General features: G+C 70.3%; 14 protein-coding genes. 10 read left to right on the forward strand and 4 right to left on the reverse strand.

Translation table 11 applies throughout. The features are described 5' to 3' along the window. Nucleotides 1-96: 96 nt before the first annotated feature. From JOY88_RS00140 to JOY88_RS00155, 4 genes are all read left to right on the forward strand, one after another. Nucleotides 97-2,040, forward strand: a complete 1,944-nt coding sequence (locus JOY88_RS00140) for a S9 family peptidase (protein ID WP_293499238.1) — start codon at nt 97-99, stop codon at nt 2,038-2,040. Nucleotides 2,041-2,051: 11 nt separating this feature from the next. Further along, nucleotides 2,052-2,243 carry a hypothetical protein gene (locus tag JOY88_RS00145; protein WP_293499240.1) on the forward strand — a complete coding sequence of 64 codons (192 nt, stop codon included), beginning with the start codon at nt 2,052-2,054 and terminating at the stop codon, nt 2,241-2,243. A 77-nt stretch (nt 2,244-2,320) separates the two neighbouring features. Continuing rightward, on the forward strand, nt 2,321-3,067 hold the full coding sequence (locus JOY88_RS00150; protein WP_293499242.1) for a winged helix-turn-helix domain-containing protein: 747 nt from the start codon (nt 2,321-2,323) through the stop codon (nt 3,065-3,067). Next, on the forward strand, nt 3,068-5,167 hold the full coding sequence (locus JOY88_RS00155; RefSeq protein WP_293499244.1) for a PAS domain S-box protein: 2,100 nt from the start codon (nt 3,068-3,070) through the stop codon (nt 5,165-5,167). Here JOY88_RS00155 and JOY88_RS00160 read toward each other — a convergent pair. Next, nucleotides 5,153-8,488, reverse strand: a complete 3,336-nt coding sequence (locus JOY88_RS00160; protein ID WP_293499246.1) for a putative bifunctional diguanylate cyclase/phosphodiesterase — start codon at nt 8,486-8,488, stop codon at nt 5,153-5,155. The two genes, JOY88_RS00155 and JOY88_RS00160, sit on opposite strands and share 15 nt — an antisense overlap. A gap of 40 nt (nt 8,489-8,528) precedes the next feature. After that, entirely contained in the window at nt 8,529-9,311 is a 783-nt protein-coding gene (locus tag JOY88_RS00165; RefSeq protein WP_293499248.1) for a Crp/Fnr family transcriptional regulator, read from the reverse strand. A gap of 199 nt (nt 9,312-9,510) precedes the next feature. Here JOY88_RS00165 and JOY88_RS00170 point away from each other — a divergent pair, with 199 nt between their 5' ends. Beyond that, a complete protein-coding gene (locus tag JOY88_RS00170; protein WP_293499250.1) occupies nt 9,511-10,005 on the forward strand; it encodes a Rossmann-fold NAD(P)-binding domain-containing protein in 495 nt (164 codons plus the stop codon). A gap of 4 nt (nt 10,006-10,009) precedes the next feature. On the opposite strand, the gene JOY88_RS00175 is transcribed toward JOY88_RS00170, so the two are convergent. Continuing rightward, nucleotides 10,010-10,780: a substrate-binding periplasmic protein gene (locus JOY88_RS00175; RefSeq protein ID WP_293499252.1), complete on the reverse strand. Its 771-nt coding sequence runs from the start codon at nt 10,778-10,780 to the stop codon at nt 10,010-10,012. 58 nt (nt 10,781-10,838) lie between these two features. After that, complete coding sequence (locus JOY88_RS00180) at nt 10,839-11,393, reverse strand: NUDIX hydrolase (RefSeq protein WP_293499254.1); 555 nt, start codon at nt 11,391-11,393, stop codon at nt 10,839-10,841. Between the two features lie 32 nt (nt 11,394-11,425). Between JOY88_RS00180 and maiA the strand changes: the two genes are divergently transcribed. The 5 genes from maiA (at nt 11,426) to phbB (ending at nt 16,754) form a co-directional block, all read left to right on the forward strand. Beyond that, nucleotides 11,426-12,061 (forward strand): maleylacetoacetate isomerase, encoded by a 636-nt coding sequence (gene maiA / locus JOY88_RS00185; RefSeq protein ID WP_293499256.1) that lies wholly within the window; start codon nt 11,426-11,428, stop codon nt 12,059-12,061. Further along, nucleotides 12,051-12,803, forward strand: coding sequence for a peptidoglycan editing factor PgeF (gene pgeF, locus JOY88_RS00190; RefSeq protein WP_293499258.1), 753 nt, complete (start codon nt 12,051-12,053; stop codon nt 12,801-12,803). The genes maiA and pgeF overlap by 11 nt, the downstream gene beginning before the upstream one ends. Nucleotides 12,804-13,109: 306 nt before the next feature. Further along, a complete protein-coding gene (phaC, locus tag JOY88_RS00200) occupies nt 13,110-14,783 on the forward strand; it encodes a class I poly(R)-hydroxyalkanoic acid synthase (RefSeq protein WP_524539168.1) in 1,674 nt (557 codons plus the stop codon). Nucleotides 14,784-14,797: 14 nt separating this feature from the next. After that, the gene (locus tag JOY88_RS00205) at nt 14,798-15,982 is read left to right on the forward strand and encodes an acetyl-CoA C-acetyltransferase (RefSeq protein WP_293499261.1); all 1,185 of its coding nucleotides are present in this window, start codon (nt 14,798-14,800) and stop codon (nt 15,980-15,982) included. A 34-nt stretch (nt 15,983-16,016) separates the two neighbouring features. Further along, nucleotides 16,017-16,754: an acetoacetyl-CoA reductase gene (gene phbB, locus JOY88_RS00210; protein ID WP_293499263.1), complete on the forward strand. Its 738-nt coding sequence runs from the start codon at nt 16,017-16,019 to the stop codon at nt 16,752-16,754. Nucleotides 16,755-16,820: the final 66 nt, after the last annotated feature.

Below are 16,820 nucleotides of genomic sequence, written 5' to 3' on the forward strand. Positions count from 1 at the left end.
GCAGCCTGTCCCGCGAATCCGGCGTTTCGTCAGAACCTGGCGGGAGAGGGCGAAGGTGCTGGCTAGAGTCTGACTGCCTATTCATACGGAGACTCCATGAGCCGACCCCTGTTGACCCTCGTCGCTTCGCTGGCCTTGCTGGCGGGAGCCGCCACCGCCACCGCCGCCGACAAGCCGGCCGCTGCCGCCCAGGCGCCCAAGGCCGCCAAGCGCTACAGCATCCAGCAGTTCATGGCGAGCGTGAGCATCGGCGGCGCCAGCTTCTCGGCGGACGAGAGCCGCATCCTCTTCCACAGCAACGAGACGGGCATCTTCAACGTCTACGCCATGCCCGTTGGCGGTGGCAAGCCGGTGCAGCTGACCGACTCCAAGACGGACAGCCACTACGCCGTGGGCTTCTTTCCCGGCGACGACCGCTTCCTCTACACCCGGGACCAGGCCGGCAACGAGCTCAACCATCTCTACGTGCGCGAGCTGGACGGTAGCGAGCGCGACCTGACGCCCGGAGACAAGCCGGATCACAAGTTGAAGGCACGCTTCGTCAGCTGGAGTGGTGACGACACGGGCTTCTACGTCGCCACCAACGAGCGCGATCCGCGCTTCTTCGACCTCTACCGCTACGACGCCAAGACCTACGCCCGCACGCTGGCCTTCAGGAACGAGGCCGGCTGGGAGGTCGCGCAGGTCAGCCGCGATGGCCGCTGGTTGTCGCTCGCCAAGGTCAACACGACGGCCGACACCGACGTGCACCTGGCCGACCTGAAGAGCGGCGAGATCAAGCACATCACGCCCCACCAGGGCGTGGCGCAGTACGGGCCGGAAGACTTCACGCCCGACAGCCGCGAGCTGCTGATGACGAGCAACGACGGCGGCGAGTTCACCCGCGTCGTCGCCTACGACATCGCCAAGGGCCAGACGCGTGAGGTCGAGAAGGCCGACTGGGACGTGGCCTACACCGCCTTCTCCAAGGACGGCCACTACCGCGTCACCGGCATCAATGCAGACGCCAGCATCGAGCTGCGCCTGTACCGAGATGGCAAGCCCGTCGCCCTGCCCAAGCTGCCCGGCGGCGAGGTGCGCGGCGTGCGCTTCTCGGCCAGCGGCAAGCGCATGGCCTTCTACGTGAACGGCGACCGCTCGCCCAGCAACCTTTTCGTCGCCGACGTCGGCACCAACGTCGCGCCGAAGCAGCTCACGCAGAGCCTGTCCAAGGACCTCGACCCGAATGACCTGGTGGACGCCTCCATCGTGCGTTTCAAGAGCTTCGACGGCATGGTCATTCCGTCGGTCTACATGGTTCCGAAGGACGCATCGCCGACGAACAAGGTGCCGGCCATCGTGTGGGTGCATGGCGGCCCGGGCGGGCAGACGAGCCGCGGCTACTCGGCGCTGATGCAGTACTTCGTCAACAACGGCTATGCGGTGCTGGGCATCAACAATCGCGGCAGTTCGGGCTACGGCAAGAGCTTTTTCACGGCCGACGACGGCAAGCATGGCCGCGAGCCGCTGTGGGACTGCATCGAGGCCAAGACCTTCCTTGCCTCCACCGGCGTCATCGACCCCGAGCGCATCGGCATCGTGGGCGGCAGCTACGGCGGCTACATGGTGCTGGCGGCCATGGCCTTCCGGCCCGAGGCCTTCAAGGTGGGCATCGACATCTTCGGCGTCTCGAACTGGATACGCACTCTGGAGAGCATCCCGCCGTACTGGGAGAGCTTCCGCCAGGCGCTGTACCAGGAGATCGGCGACCCGGTGAAGGACCGCGAGCGCCTGATAGCCACGTCGCCGCTCTTCCACGCCAGCGAGATCAGGAAGCCGCTGATGGTCATCCAGGGCGCTAACGACCCGCGCGTCATCAAGGCCGAGAGCGACGACATCGTCGCCGCGGTCAAGAAGAACAATGTGCCGGTCGAGTACCTGGTGTTCGACGACGAGGGCCATGGCTTCTCGAAGAAAAAGAATACGCTGGAGGGCAACCGCCGCATGGTCGAGTTCCTGGACAGGTACCTGAAGCCAGGCGTGAGCCAGCCGGCCAAGTAAGGAGTTCCGCGATGTTTGGCTTCCTGCTCTGGTGCATCCTGTTCGTGATCTGCTGGCCGCTGGCGCTGCTGGCCCTGGTCCTGTGGCCGCTGGTCTGGCTGGTCACGCTGCCCTTCAGGCTGCTGGGCATCGCGGTGGACGGCGCGTTCGGCCTGCTGCGAGCCATCGTCATGCTGCCGGCGCGGGTGCTGGGCGGGCGTTAGGAAGCTCCCCGGCCACCGGGGTCGTGGAACGGTGCAAAAATGGCGCCGTTCCCCAACGAAACCGACGCGCCGACGCCGTGACGCCCCAGCACATTGCCGTAGTCGACGACGAGTTCGCCATCACCGAGCTACTGGCCCACTACCTCGGTACCCATGGCTTCAGAACCACCCAGTTGCACTCGGGTCGTGCGTTGATGGAGCTCATGCCCGTCGACCCGCCCGAGCTGGTGCTGCTGGACCTGGGCCTGCCCGGCGAGGACGGCTTCGCCATCGCGCGCCAACTGCGCGAGCACTGGCGCTGCGGCCTGGTCATCATCACCGGCCGCGGCGACGCGGTCGACAAGGTCGTGGGCCTGGAGGTGGGCGCCGACGACTACGTCACCAAGCCCTTCGACCTGCGCGAGCTGGTGGCACGCATCAAGGCCGTGCTGCGGCGCATCGAGCCCGCGCCGCCCGTCGCAGTGGCGCCGGCCGTCCCCGCCGCGCCCGTGCCGCCCGCGGGCGCCTGCCTGGGCTTCCTGGGTTGGCGGCTGGACCTGGCGGCCCGCCGCCTGGACGACCCCGCCGGCGCCGAGGTGAGGCTCACGACGGGCGAGTTCGAGTTGCTGTCGACTCTTGCCCAGCATGCCGGACGGGTGCTGTCGCGCGACTTCCTGCTGGAGCGCACGCGTGGCCGCGAGGCGGCGCCGTTCGACCGCACGATAGACGTGCAGGTCGGCCGCCTGCGCAGGAAGCTGGAGGCCAACGCGGAGAACCCGCAGATCATCAAGTCGGTGCGCGGCGCCGGCTACATCTTCATCCCGTCGGTGGATCCGGCACCCTAGATGGACTTCCCCCGCGAGCCTGCCGAGATGCCCAAGGCCGTCGACGACCTGGGCGTCTACCGTTCGTTGTTCTCGGCCGCCGCGGACGGGCTGCTGCTGGTGGACGCCGAGGGGCAGATCGTGCTGGCCAACCCGGCGGCCGAGGCGCTGCTGGGCTACGCGTCCGGTGAACTCGTCGGAACCGCCGTCGACGCGCTGGTGCCCGACAGCATCCGCCCCCGCCACGCCTCCTACCGCAAGGCCTATGGCCTGGCGCCGCGCCCGCGCCCCATGGGCACGCAGATGGAGCTGGTGGCCAAGCGCCGCGACGGCAGCGAGGTGATGGTGGAGATCGCGCTGAGCCCGCTGCAAAGCCACGGCCTGCCCTATGTGGTGGCGGCCATCCGCGACATCGGCACCTACCCGCGCGTCAAGCAGGCCCTGCAGCGCGCACGCCACAGCGAGCACCTGGCCCAGCTGGGGCGCATGGCCGTCGACGAGCGCGACCCGCAGAAGCTGCTGATGTGGGTGCCCGAGCTCGCCGCCCAGGCGCTGGAGGCCGAGTTCTCCAGCGTGCTGCTGCTGGAGCCCGATCGGCAGCAGCTGCGCGTCGTCAGCCGCTTTGGCGATGTCGCGTCGCCGCCGCTGGGCTCCCGTCTGCCCAACGACCCCGGCACGGCGGCTGGCCATGTGCTGGCGCATGGCCGGCCCCTGGTCGTGGCTGACCTGGCGAGCGAGGAGCGCTTCGAGGTGCCTCGGGCCGACCTGGACGCCGGCATGGTCAGTCTGCTGGCCGTGCCGCTGTCCGACCGCGGGCGAGTGACCGGTGTGCTGTGCGTGCGCTCGCGCGCCGCCGCTCATTTCGGCGACGACGACACCCGCTTCCTGCAGTCGCTGGCCAACCTGCTGGCGACCTGCCTGCAGCGGGCCCAGAGCGAGGAGGCGCTCAACCACGCGCAGCGGCTGGAGAGCGTGGGCCAGCTGACGGGCGGCATCGCCCACGACTTCAATAACCTGCTGACGGTCATCCAGGGCAACCTGCAGGTGCTGGAGGAGCTGCCCGCGCTGGCCGGCCACGAGTTCGGCCAGCAGCTCGTCGGCGCCGCGACGCGGGCGGCGCGGCGCGGCGCGGAGCTGACCGGCAAGCTGCTGGCTTTCTCGCGGCGCCAGGTGTTGCAGCCGACCGCGGTGGACGTGGGCGTGCTGCTGCACTCGCTGGCCGACATGCTGCGTCGCACGCTGGACCAGCGCATTGCGATCTGCGTGGAGCTGGCGGCCGATGCGCCCGACGCGCTGGCCGTGCTGGCCGTGCTGGCCGACCCGGGCCAGTTGGAGGCGGCACTGCTCAACATCGCCATCAATGCGCGCGACGCCATGCCCGAAGGCGGCACGCTGCGCTTCATCGCCGGGCCGGCCGGCCCGCTGCCTGCCCAGGTCAGGCGCGAAGTCGACGACCCCAGCGCGCAGGACGAGCGCTTCCTGTGCATTGCCATCGCCGACACCGGCTCCGGCATGCCCGAGGAGGTCCGGGAGCGCGCGTTCGAGCCCTTCTTCACGACCAAGCAGGCCGGGCGCGGCACGGGCCTGGGGCTGAGCACCGTCTACGGCTTCGCCAAGCAGTCGCGCGGGGCGGTGGCCATCGAGTCGGAACCGGGCGCCGGCACGACGATCTCCCTGTACTTGCCGCGGCCCTGGCAGCCGCAGCCGGACCGCGACGAGCCGGCGGGGGAGGGCGGTGCGCTGTTGCCGGGCCTGAAGGTGCTGATGGTGGAGGACGACGCCGAGGTGCGGGCGGTGGCGCGGCAGTTCCTGGACACGCTGGGCTGCGAGGTCACGGCCTGCGCCAGCGGCGAGCAGGCCGTGCTGCTGCTGACGGAGGACGCCGGGTTCGACCTGTTGCTGACCGACATCGCGCTGGGCGCGGGCATGCGTGGCACCGAGCTGGCCGGCCTGGCGCAGCAGCGCCTGCCGGGCCTGGCCGTGCTGTTGATGTCGGGCTTCTCGGCCGAGCTGCTGGAGGCCGACCGGAGTGCCCCCGCCGGCTGGGAGCTGCTGCAAAAGCCCTACTCGCGCGCCGAGCTGGCCCGGGCCATCGCCCGCGCGCTGTCAGGCGGCGGCTGAGGCCGGCTGCGCCACCAGCAGCGCCTGCAGTGCTTCGGCGGGTGCCGGGCGGCCGAAGTGGTAGCCCTGCATCTCGTCGCAGCGCTGGCGCAGCAGGTGCTGGTGCTGCGTGGCGGTCTCGACGCCCTCGGCCACCACGCGCAGGTGCAGGCGATGGGCCAGGCCGATGATGGCGTCCACCAGGGCCGCGCCGTCGGGCTCGTCGCCGATGCGTCGCACGAAGGACTGGTCGATCTTCAGCGTGTCGATGGGGAACTGCTGCAGATAGGCCAGGCTGGAGTAGCCGGTGCCGAAATCGTCCAGCGCGATCTTGACGCCCAGGTCGCGCAGGCGGTGCAGCGCGGCCGTGCCGGCCTGCGGGTTGCTCATCAGCATGCCCTCGGTCAGCTCCAGCTCAAGGTGGTGGGCCGCCACTGCGTGGCGGCGCAGCGCGTCGGCGACGACGGCATCCAGGTCGCCGGCGGCGAACTGCCGCGCTGCCACGTTGACGGCGATGCGCACGACGGGCTGGCCGGCGTCCATCCAGGCACGGATCTGCCGGCAGGCCGCGTCGATGACCCAGGCGCCGATGTCCAGGATCAGGCTGCTCTGCTCGGCCAGCGGGATGAACTGGCCCGGCGGGACCATGCCGATGCCGCCGCGCTGCCAGCGCAGCAAGGCCTCGGCGCCGACGACCCGGCCGCTGCGGCTGGCCACCTTGGGCTGGTAGTGCAGCCGCAGCTCGTCGCGCTCGATGGCCCGGCTCAGCGCCGCCTCCACCTCCAGCTTGGCCATGGCCGTGGCATGCATGTCCCCGGCGTAGAAGCACAGGCGGTTGCGCCCCAGCTCCTTGGCGCGGTGCATGGCCGCATCGGCATTGCGCAGCAACTCCACCCCGCTGGGGCTGCCTGCCTCGGGATAAGGGCAGATGCCGATGCTGGCTGTCAGGTAGGCGTCCTGGCCACACGACAGCGCCACTGGCTCGGACACCGCGGCCAGCAGCTGCTGCGCCAGGACGCCGACCTCGTCGGCGTCGGCGCCGTTGTCGAGGATGAGGAGGAACTCGTCGCCGCCGAGCCGGCCCAGCAAATCCTTGTGGTGCAGCCCGGCCCGTAGCCGCTCGGCCACGCAGACGAGCAGTTCGTCGCCGGCCGGGTGGCCGAGGCTGTCGTTCACGGTCTTGAAGCCGTCCAGCGCGATCACCATCAGCGCCGGCTGCGTCTCGCGGCGGCGCGCGCATGCCAGCACCTGCTCGAGCTGGCGCTGCAGTTGCACGCGATTCGGCAGTCGAGTCAGCGGGTCGTGGTGGAGCAGCCAGTCGGCCAGGGCCTCGCTGTCCTTGATGCGGCTGACGTCGGTGAACACGCCGACGTAATGCGTGACCGGGCCATCCTCGTCGCGCATCGCGCGTACGGTCAGCCACTCGGGAAAGATGTCGCCGTTCTTGCGCCGGTTCCAGATCTCGCCCTGCCAGCTGCCGGTCTGGTTGATCAGCGTCCACATCCGCTCGTAGAAGGCCTTGTCGTGGCGGCCGGACTGCAGCAGCTTCATGCCGGTGCCTATGGCCTCCTCTGCCGCGTAGCCCGTGATCTCGGTAAAGGCGCGGTTGACGGACTGGATGCGTCCCTGGGCGTCGGTGACGATGACACCGTCGCGCATGTCCTCGAAGGCGGTGCTCCACTGGCGCATGCGCTGCTGCAGCGCGCGCCGCGCGGTGACGTCGCTGGAAACGCCGTAGACGCCGATGACGCGGCCGTCGCCGTCGAGCAGCCGGCCCCGCGTGCAGGCGTCGACGCGCTCGCCCTGCTCCGTGCTGCAGCGCGTCTCGAAGCTGATCGGCGCCGCCGAACGCAGCACGGCGTCGTCGTCGGCGAGGAAGCGGCGCACCTGCTCGGGCGGGAACAGGTCGCGCGCGTCCGAGCCAAGCAGCTGCTCCGGGCCGCGCCCCAGCAGGCGGCACATTGCGCCGTTGGCGAGCAGGTAGCGGCCCTGCAAGTCCCTGGCGAAGATGGCGTCGGTCGAGCTGTTGGCGATCACCTCGGCGATCTTCCAGGCGCGCTCCATCTCCCGCCGGTCGGCCGCCCGGCGGGAGGCCGCCTGCAGTTCGCGGCGGCGCAGCGCGGCATAGACCACGGCTCCGGTGACCAGCACGGCCAGCACGTTGACGAGGGAGAGCGTCGCCGCGCCGGCCGCCGCGCCCTCGCCGTGCAGCGTGCTGCGCGGCAACTGCACTGCGACGTACCAGCCGGACTCGGGCAGCGCCATGGCCACGGCCGCCGTCGCCTCGCGGTCGCTGGCGAGACCGGCCAGCACCTGGCCGGCCAGGCCGGGGTTGGCGGCCAGTGACGCCAGCGACGCCGGCGTGGGGGCGCCGTTCGGCCGCGCCACCGGCATGTCGGAGGCGCCCAGGCCCAGGGCCAGCAGCCCCTGCGCAGTGGGGCGCAGCAGCAGCGTCTCGGGGTTGCCGGCGGCCGAGCCCGCCAGCAACTGGGGCAGCAGCGTGCGGCGCGGCGCGGCGCGCAGCACCAGCACGGCGTCGGGCCGGCCATCGGGGCCCGGCAGCGGGACGAAGAGGTTGAAGTGCAGGCTGGCCGGGTCGTCCGCGCGGGCCTGGAAGTCGCTGTGGCCGACCTCGCCGCGGCGCAGCGCGGCGAGGGCGTCCTCGGCCAGCGCCGGCGCGAGGTCTGCGGCGTCGTCGTCCTGGCCCAGCAGCAGCCGAGCCTGTGGGTCGAGCAGCAGCGCGTCGGTGTAGCGGCCGGCGGCCGGCAGCATCTGCAGCTGCCGGCGCAACTGGTTGGTCGCCTCGGCGTCGGGGTGATGGCGCCAGCGCTGCAGACCGGCGCGTAGCGTCGGGTCGGCGCCCAGCTGCCTGGCCTCCTGCAGGCTCCGTTCAGTCCAGCGGCCGACGATGCCGGCCCTGAGCTGGGCCTCGCGGCGCAGTTGGCCGACCTGCTGCTCATAGGCTTTCTGGGCCGCGCCCGAGTAGCTGACGAGGCTGGCGATGACGACGGCCGCGCACAGCAGCGCGAACACCCACATCAGGCCGGCCGATCGGTCCTGACGGGCCGGCTCGCCCATGCCGGGGCCGCGGCGCACGGCCACCAGGTAGACCAGCCCGCTCGTCACCAGCACGAAGGCCATGCCCTTGCCGCGGCTCAGGGCCGCCAGCGTTCTCGGGTCGGCCGTGATCGACTGCAGCAGCCGGTCGGACAGCAGAATCCACGCCATACCCAGGGCTGCGTAGGCCAGGGCGAGCGCCAACGGGGCGGTCAGGCGCCGCGGCCGCGGGCCTCCCGCGTTGTCCCAGTCGGGTTCGAGGTCGCTGCACCCGGCTGGATTCAACGTCGCCTCCCGGGGCGCTGTGCTCGGCATCGCACCGCCCTCAGTGCAGTCCGGCCCGGGCGTCGCGGTCCTCCACGTAGGCGGCGAGCGCCGGGAAGTCGGGAATGCAGATGTCGCGGCGGCTCTTCTCGTTGAAGGCGATCAGCTCCGCCCGCGCGAGCCGCGACAGCACGCGGCTCACCGTTTCCAGCGTCAGGCCCAGGTAGTTGCCGATCTCGGCCCGGGTCAGGCGCAAGCTGAACTGGTCAGCCCTGAGTCCGCGCACGGCCAGCGCTCCTGCCCAGTAATGGAGGAAGGTCGCGACCCGCGCGTCGGCCGGCAGCGTGCAGATGGCCATCAGCGAATCGCGGTCGCGCATCATCTCGCGGCTCATGGCCTCGTGGACGACGACCATCAGCGCCGGGTGCTCGGCGCATGCCTGAAGCAGCGCGTCGTAGCGCAGCGTCCAGACCTCGGCGGTGTCCAGCGCGATGGCGTCGCAGCCATAGCTGCCCTGCGAGATGGCACTGAAGCCCAGCCAGTCGCCACGGAACCTCAGGCCCACGACCTGCTCGCGGCCATCGCAGGACATGCTGATCAGCTTGAAGAAGCCCGAGTTCAGGATGTGCAACTGGTTGAATCGCTCGCCGGCCCGGTAGATCATCTCGCCCGCGTGCACGATGCGGCGCTTGGGCGCCAGCACGGTGTCGATCAGCTTGAGCGTGTCGGCGATGCGCCGGCCCTCGTCGGCGCAGGCATCGCCCCGGCTGTCGATGGCGACCGGGCGGGCGAGGGCGCCGCGGGTGATGTGCGGTGCGACGAGCTGCGAGGTCGGGGCTTGCATGCGTTTCTCCTGGATGGGCGCGTTGGATGCAGGGCATGCTAGGCAGGGCCTGGCAATGCATGAGCAATGCGCGGCATCGCTCGGTCGCGTTGCGTAACACTGCGTGAACCGACGGTGTCGGATGAGCCACAACAAAGCAGATCCCACCGGGTTGACTTTCATCAAGGCCCACGCATTTCGCTTCGCTACGCTGCCGGGCATGTGTTTCGCAGACCGCGAGGGTGCCGCCGGCGCCGACCTGTCCAATCCCGTCGAGGCGGCCGCGCTGTTGCGGCAGGCCCGGGTTCTTGCGCGGGCGGACGCGGCGAGCCCGCAGCTGATGGCGGGAAAGCAACTGGCGCTGCTGTCGCCAGACTGCGGCGACGCGGGTGCGCTCGAGTTCATCCAGGCGGCGCAGGCGCTGGGCGCCCATGTGTCCTTCGTGCGGGCCGGCCTGGACGAGGCGAGCAGCGCGCGGCAGGTCGACGCCACGGCGCGCGTGCTGGGCCGGCTCTACGACGCGGTGGAATGCCAGCACCTGCCGGCCGAGCTGGTGCGGCGCATCGCCCGCGGCGCCGGCATCCCCGTCTTCGCCGGCCTGGCCACGCCGGGGCATCCGACGGCCACGCTCGTGGAGGCGCTGGAGGTCGACGCGACGCGGCAGGTCAAGCGCCGCAGCATCCTGCAGGCGGCGCTGCTCGTCAGCCTGGGTTGATCGCTCAGGGTGGCGTGGCGGGCCGGTCCACGCCCCAGAGGCGGTAGAGGTCGGCGGCCGGCGGCGTGCGCAGCCAATGCTCGAAGGCCTGGTCGTAGCGCTGCGACAGGGTCTCGCCTGCGGCACTGCGCGCGAAGGCCATGTGGCCGTGCAGGACGTCCAGCGGCGGCGAGCAGCGCGCCACGGCGCCTTCCAGCCGCAGGCGTTGCAGCACTGGCCGGCAGTTGCGGTCATTGGCCGCGAACAGCTCGACGCGCCGCTTCATCAGCATCTGCAGGCCGGCGTCGACGTTGTGCACCCAGGTCAGCTGGCTCATGACGGTCTTCATGCGCTCGAAACGGCTGCCATAGGCCCACCCGCGCATGGCGGCCACGGGTGTCCGGGCCAGGTCGGCAAACTCGCCCTTCCAGCGTGCCTCCTCGCCGCGGCGGGCGTACCAGACCATGGCGTCCGAATAGAAGGCCCGCACGCTGAACAGCATGCGGGCCTCGCGCTCCGGCGTGCGGTAGGGGCCGATGAGGATGTCGGCATCGCCTTGCTCCAGCATCAGCTGGGCGCGTGACCAGGGCAGCCATTCGCAGCGGACGCTGTCACCAAAGAGCTGGCCCAGCAAGTCCACCGCCAGCCCCCGCGGTGCCTGGCCCTCGGCACCCTCGAAGATGCGCGCGAACTGCGAGCCAACGGCGCGCAACGGCACGGCGCGGGCCGGCGAGGCCAGCCCCGGGCAGGCCATCCAGCCCAGCCCCGCCTGGCACCAGCGGCGTCGCGTCGTCATGTCCAGCCTCCGTGTCGCGGACAGATGCCGTCGATGATGCGTGCGCGGCGCACCGCGATCAAGGAATGTCGATCTCGTGCAGCGCGTAGCCGCGGCCGCCACGCCGGTCCTCGAAGAAGCAGCGCAGCGTCTCGCGCGTCGTCTTGAATGCGATGTCGTCCCAGGGGATATCGTCCTCGGCGAAGAGCCTGGCCTCGAGCGACTCCGGCCCCGGGTTGAAGTCCGGCGAGCGCAGCCGGGCGCGATAGAAGAGGTGGATCTGGCCCACGCGCACGACGTTCAGCACCGTGTACAGCGGCCCCATCTCGATGTCGGCGCCGGCCTCTTCCCGCGTCTCGCGCAGTGCACCCTCGGCCAGCGTCTCGCCCAGTTCCATGAAGCCCGCCGGCAGCGTCCACAGGCCGTGGCGCGGCTCGATGGCGCGGCGGCACAGCAGCACGCGGCCGTCCGCCTCCCACACCGGCAGCGTGCCAACCACGTTCAGAGGGTTCTGGTAGTGGACGCTTGCGCAGGCCGGGCAGACGGCGCGCTCGCGGTTGTCGTCCGCCGGGATGCGGTAGTCCACGGCGGTGCCGCAGTTGGGGCAGTACTTGAGGCGGACGGGGAAGGGCATGGGGCCAGTTTAGAGGCGCAGAATTGCAGGCCATGAAGCTCTACAACTACTTCCGCTCTTCGGCCTCCTGGCGGGTGCGCATCGGCCTCGCGCTCAAGGGCCTGGACTACGACTACGCGTCCATCCACCTGCAGAAGAACGAGCAGTTCGCCGAGCCCTTCGCCAACCAGCAGGTGTCGCACCTCGTGCCGGCGCTGGTGCTGGACGACGGCCGCTGGCTGAGCCAGTCCATGGCCATTCTCGAGTACCTGGACGAGACACACCCCGAGCCGCCGCTGCTGCCGCGCGACGCGGTCGCGCGGGCGCAGGTGCGGGCGCTGGCCCAGGACATCGGCTGCGACATCCACCCCGTCAACAACCTGCGCGTGCTGCGCTACCTGAAGAACGACCTCGGCCAGGAGCAGGAGACGGTGGACCGCTGGTACCGCCACTGGGTGGCGACAGGCCTGGCCGTCGTCGAGCAGCGGCTGGCACGTACGGCCGGGCAGTTCAGCTTCGGCGACGCGCCGGGCCTGGCGGACTGCGTGCTGGTGCCCCAGGTCTATAACGCCCAGCGCTTCGAATGCCCGCTGGAGGCCTACCCGACGGTGATGCGCGTCAACGCCGCCTGCCTGGCCCTGCCGGCGTTCGCGAACACCCATCCCAGCGCCTGTCCCGATGCCACCTGACCGCGACTGGCTGCGACCCGGGCCCGACGAGCTGGGGCCGGGCGTGACGGCGTTCATGACGACGCGTGGCCCCAACTTCGGCCGCAAGGCGGGCGACCCCGAGCAGGTGCGGGCGAACCGCGCGGGGCTGGCCGAGCGGCTGGGAGCACGACCCGTCTTCCTCGATCAAGTCCATGGCGCCGATGTCGTTCGCCTGCGCGCCGACTGGCATGACGACAACGCGCCCCGGGCCGACGCGGCCGTGTCCACCGACCCGGAGCTGGCTGTGGCCATCCTCGTCGCCGACTGCCTGCCGGTGCTGTTCGCGGCGCCCGGCGGCGTTGCCGGTGCGCATGCGGGCTGGCGCGGCCTGGCAGCCGGGGTGCTGGAGAACACGGTGGCGGAACTCTGCGCCGCCACCGGCTGCGCGCCGCGCGACGTGAAGGCCTGGCTGGGCGCCTGCATAGGCCCCGAGGCCTTCGAGGTGGGGCCCGAGGTCGTGCGGGCCTTCGGCCGCGAGGCGCTGGCGTGCGACCAGCCCGGATTCCTCTATCGCCCCAACCCCGAGCCGCGCTGGCGTGCCGACCTGGGCGCGCTGGCCCGCGAGCGGCTGGCTTCGGTGAATGTCACCCAAATCAGCGGCGGTTCCTGGTGCACGCTCACCGATGATTCACGCTTCTTCTCGTTCCGCGGCGAGGCACTGGGCCGGCCCCGCGGCCGCATGGCCGCCTGCATCGCCCTGGGACGGGGATTCGGCCGCTAGTTCGGCCGCACGACGGCGCCGTTTGCGGCCTGGCGTGCCGAGGATGTAGAGCAGCAAACCCAAGGGAAGGACGCCGTAGAGCATCAGCGTGACGAAGGCCCCGAACCACGAGCCCTGCGGGCTGGTGGCTTCGGCGGCGGCCATCATCAGCGCCACATAGGCCCAGGCGATCGCAACGAGGTACATGGTGGTGTCGTGTCATGGGCGCGTCAGCGCCTGCGGTTACAAAACTGGACCTGCGGAATGTGGCAAGCTTATTGCAGCGGACCGAGACAATACCGCTGAGGCGGGAGATCCGAGGAACATATGGCCACTCGCAAGAAGAACGACTCGCCGTCCGGGATGCAGGCGCAGCCTTTCGCGGAACTGATGCAGCAGATGGCACATCTGCCACAGATCTCGCCGGCGGCCCTGGCCGAGCTGCAGGTCGACTACCTGAAGCAGGCTGCGGCCCTGTGGAATGCGTCGCTGGGTCAGGGCGAGGCGCCGGCCGTCGGCGACCGCCGCTTCGCGGCGCCCGAATGGCGGGCCAGCCCGGCAGCCAGCTTCATGACCCAGCTCTACCTGCTCAACGGCCGTACGCTGGGCCGCATGGCTGCAGCGGTCGAGGGCGACGACAAGACCAAGGCGCGCATCCGCTTCGCCGTGCAGCAGTTTGTCGACGCGGCGTCGCCGAGCAACTTCCTGGCGCTCAATCCCGAGGCGCAGAAGCTGGCCCTGGACAGTCACGGAGAGACGCTGGCCCGCGGCCTGCAGCACCTGTGGGGCGACGTGCAGCGTGGGCATGTGTCGCAGACGGACGAGAGCGCCTTCGAGGTGGGCCGCAATGTCGCGACGACGCCGGGCAGCGTCGTGTTCGAGAACGCGCTGTTCCAGCTCATCGAGTACGCGCCGCTGACCAGGGAGGTGCACGCGCGGCCCTTCTTGCTGGTGCCGCCCTGCATCAACAAGTTCTACATCCTGGACCTGCAGCCGGACAACTCGCTGATCCGCTACGCCGTCGCCGAGGGGCACCGCGTCTTCGTCGTCAGCTGGCGCAACCCCGACGAGTCGGTCAAGCACCTGGGCTGGGACGACTACATCGCGGACGGCGTCATCCAGGCCATCCGCGTCGTGCAGGCCATCTCGGGCGAGCAACAGGTCAACGCCCTGGGATTCTGCGTCGGGGGCACCATCCTCGCGACGGCGCTCGCCGTGCTGGCCGCGCGCGGCGAGCAGGCGGCGGCCAGCCTCACGCTGCTGACGACGCTGCTGGATTTCGCCGACAACGGCATCCTGGACATCTTCGTCGACGAGGCCAGTGTGCGCCTGCGCGAGGCCACGCTGGGCGCGGACGCACCGCAGGGCCCGCAGCTGCTGCACGGCCAGGAGCTGGCCACGACCTTCAGCTTCCTGCGCCCCAACGACCTGGTCTGGAACTACGTCGTCGGCAACTACCTGAAGGGAGAGGCGCCGCCGGCCTTCGACCTGCTGTACTGGAACGGCGACTCGACCAACCTGCCTGGGCCGATGTACTGCTGGTACCTGCGCCACGCCTATCTGCAGAACGAGTTGAAGCAGCCGGGCCGGCTGACCGTCTGCGGCGAGAAGCTGGACCTGGGCGCCATCCAGGCGCCGGTCTACATCTACGGTTCCCGCGAGGACCACATCGTGCCCTGGCAGGCCGCCTACCGGAACACGCAGATCCTCAAGGGCAAGAGGCGCTTCGTCATGGGCGCCTCGGGCCATATCGCCGGCGTCATCAACCCGCCGGCCAAGGGCAAGCGCAGCCACTGGATCGCCAAGAGCAGCGCGCTGCCGGCCGACCCCGAGGCCTGGCTCAAGGGCGCGACCGAACACCCAGGCAGCTGGTGGACCGACTGGTCCAGCTGGCTGGCCGCGCATGCCGGCGCCCGCAAGGCCGCGCCCAAGGCGCCGGGCAACCGCCAGTACAAACCCATAGAGCCGGCACCGGGCCGGTACGTCAAGGTCAAGGCCTGAAAGGAAGCACAGCCATGAGCAAGCAAGACATCGTCATCGTCGCCGCGGCCCGCACCGCCATCGGCAAGTTCGGCGGCACACTGGCCAAGACGCCCGCCAGCGAGCTGGGCGCCGCCGTCATCCAGGACTTGCTGCGCCGCACCGGCCTGGCCGGCGACCAGGTCGGCGAGGTCATCCTCGGCCAGGTGCTGACGGCCGGCGTCGGGCAGAACCCGGCGCGCCAGGCCGTCATCAAGGCAGGCCTGCCGCATGCGGTGCCGGCCATGACCATCAACAAGGTCTGCGGTTCGGGCCTGAAGGCCGTGATGCTGGCGGCCCAGGCCATCCGCGACGGCGACAGCGACATCGTCATCGCCGGCGGCCAGGAGAGCATGAGCATGAGCCCCCATGTGCTCAACGGCTCGCGCGACGGCCAGCGCATGGGTGACTGGAAGATGGTCGACACCATGATCACCGACGGCTTGTGGGATGTGTACAACCAGTACCACATGGGCATCACGGCCGAGAACGTCGCCAAGAAGTACGGCGTCACGCGCGAGCAGCAGGACGCGCTGGCGCTGGGCAGCCAGCAGAAGGCCGCCGCGGCGCAGGACGCCGGCCGCTTCAAGGACGAGATCGTGCCCTTCAGCATCGCGCAGAAGAAGGGCGACCCCGTCGTCTTCGCCGCCGACGAGTTCATCAACCGCAAGAGCAACGCCGAAGCCCTGGCCGGCCTGCGCCCGGCCTTCGACAAGGCCGGCAGCGTGACGGCCGGCAATGCCTCGGGCCTCAACGACGGTGCGGCCGGCGTGGTCGTCATGACTGCCGCCAAGGCGGCGGCCCTGGGCCTGACGCCGCTGGCGCGCATCGCCTCCTACGCCTCGGCCGGCCTGGACCCGGCCTACATGGGCATGGGCCCGGTGCCCGCCGCGCGCCGCGCGCTGGAGCGCGCCGGCTGGAAGCCCGCCGACCTGGACCTGCTGGAGATCAACGAGGCCTTCGCGGCCCAGGCCTGCGCCGTGCACAACGAAATGGGCTGGGACCTGAGCAAGGTCAACGTCAACGGCGGCGCCATCGCGCTGGGCCATCCCATTGGTGCCAGTGGCTGCCGCGTGCTCGTCACGCTGCTGCACGAGATGGCCAGGCGCGGTGCCAGGAAGGGCATTGCCTCGCTGTGCATAGGCGGCGGCATGGGCGTCGCCCTGACCGTCGAGCGCTGAAACGACAATCACACACCACGACAGGAGACATCCAATGAGCCAAAAGATTGCCTACGTGACCGGTGGCATGGGCGGTATCGGCACCGCCATCTGCCAGAAGCTGGCCAAGGCGGGCTTCAAGGTCATCGCCGGTTGCGGCCCCAGCCGCGACTACCAGAAGTGGCTGGATGAGCAGAAGGCCCTGGGCTTCAGCTTCCACGCCTCGGTCGGCAATGTGGCCGACTGGGGCTCCACGGTGGAGGCCTTCCAGAAGGCCATCACCGAGCATGGGGCCATCGACGTGCTGGTCAACAACGCCGGCATCACCAAGGACCGCATGTTCCTGAAGATGACGCCCGAGGACTGGAAGGCCGTCATCGACACCAACCTGAACTCCATGTTCAACGTGACCAAGCAGGTCGTGCCGGGCATGGTGGAGAAGGGCTGGGGCCGCATCATCCAGATCTCGTCCGTCAACGGCGAGAAGGGCCAGGCCGGCCAGACCAACTACTCGGCTGCCAAGGCGGGTATGCACGGCTTCACGATGGCGCTGGCGCAGGAGCTGGCCGCCAAGGGCGTCACCGTCAACACGGTGAGCCCGGGCTATATCGGCACCGACATGGTCAAGGCCATCAAGCCGGAGATCCTGGACAAGATCGTCGCGACCATCCCTGTCAGGCGCCTGGGCACGCCGGAGGAGATCGGCTCCGTGGTGGCCTGGCTGGCGGGCGATGACAGCGGCTTCACGACCGGTGCGGACTTCTCCTGCAACGGCGGCCTGCACATGGGCTAGGCCGCGCGGGCCTTGACCTGGGACAGAGTCTGGACAGACCCCCCGGGTAAACTCAGATGGTCAGGG

It is taken from the genome of Roseateles sp. (genome assembly GCF_019237615.1).
Taxonomy (GTDB): domain Bacteria; phylum Pseudomonadota; class Gammaproteobacteria; order Burkholderiales; family Burkholderiaceae_C; genus Pelomonas.

Coding starts and splice junctions, on each gene's coding strand:
- phbB (WP_293499263.1), top strand. CDS start 16,017: ATGAGCCAAAAGATTGCCTACGTGACCGGTGGCATGGGCGGTATCGGC.
- phaC (WP_524539168.1), top strand. CDS start 13,110: ATGGCCACTCGCAAGAAGAACGACTCGCCGTCCGGGATGCAGGCGCAG.
- JOY88_RS00175 (WP_293499252.1), bottom strand. CDS start 10,780: ATGACGACGCGACGCCGCTGGTGCCAGGCGGGGCTGGGCTGGATGGCC.
- JOY88_RS00205 (WP_293499261.1), top strand. CDS start 14,798: ATGAGCAAGCAAGACATCGTCATCGTCGCCGCGGCCCGCACCGCCATC.
- pgeF (WP_293499258.1), top strand. CDS start 12,051: ATGCCACCTGACCGCGACTGGCTGCGACCCGGGCCCGACGAGCTGGGG.
- JOY88_RS00145 (WP_293499240.1), top strand. CDS start 2,052: ATGTTTGGCTTCCTGCTCTGGTGCATCCTGTTCGTGATCTGCTGGCCG.
- JOY88_RS00180 (WP_293499254.1), bottom strand. CDS start 11,393: ATGCCCTTCCCCGTCCGCCTCAAGTACTGCCCCAACTGCGGCACCGCC.
- JOY88_RS00165 (WP_293499248.1), bottom strand. CDS start 9,311: ATGCAAGCCCCGACCTCGCAGCTCGTCGCACCGCACATCACCCGCGGC.
- JOY88_RS00170 (WP_293499250.1), top strand. CDS start 9,511: ATGTGTTTCGCAGACCGCGAGGGTGCCGCCGGCGCCGACCTGTCCAAT.
- JOY88_RS00140 (WP_293499238.1), top strand. CDS start 97: ATGAGCCGACCCCTGTTGACCCTCGTCGCTTCGCTGGCCTTGCTGGCG.
- maiA (WP_293499256.1), top strand. CDS start 11,426: ATGAAGCTCTACAACTACTTCCGCTCTTCGGCCTCCTGGCGGGTGCGC.
- JOY88_RS00155 (WP_293499244.1), top strand. CDS start 3,068: ATGGACTTCCCCCGCGAGCCTGCCGAGATGCCCAAGGCCGTCGACGAC.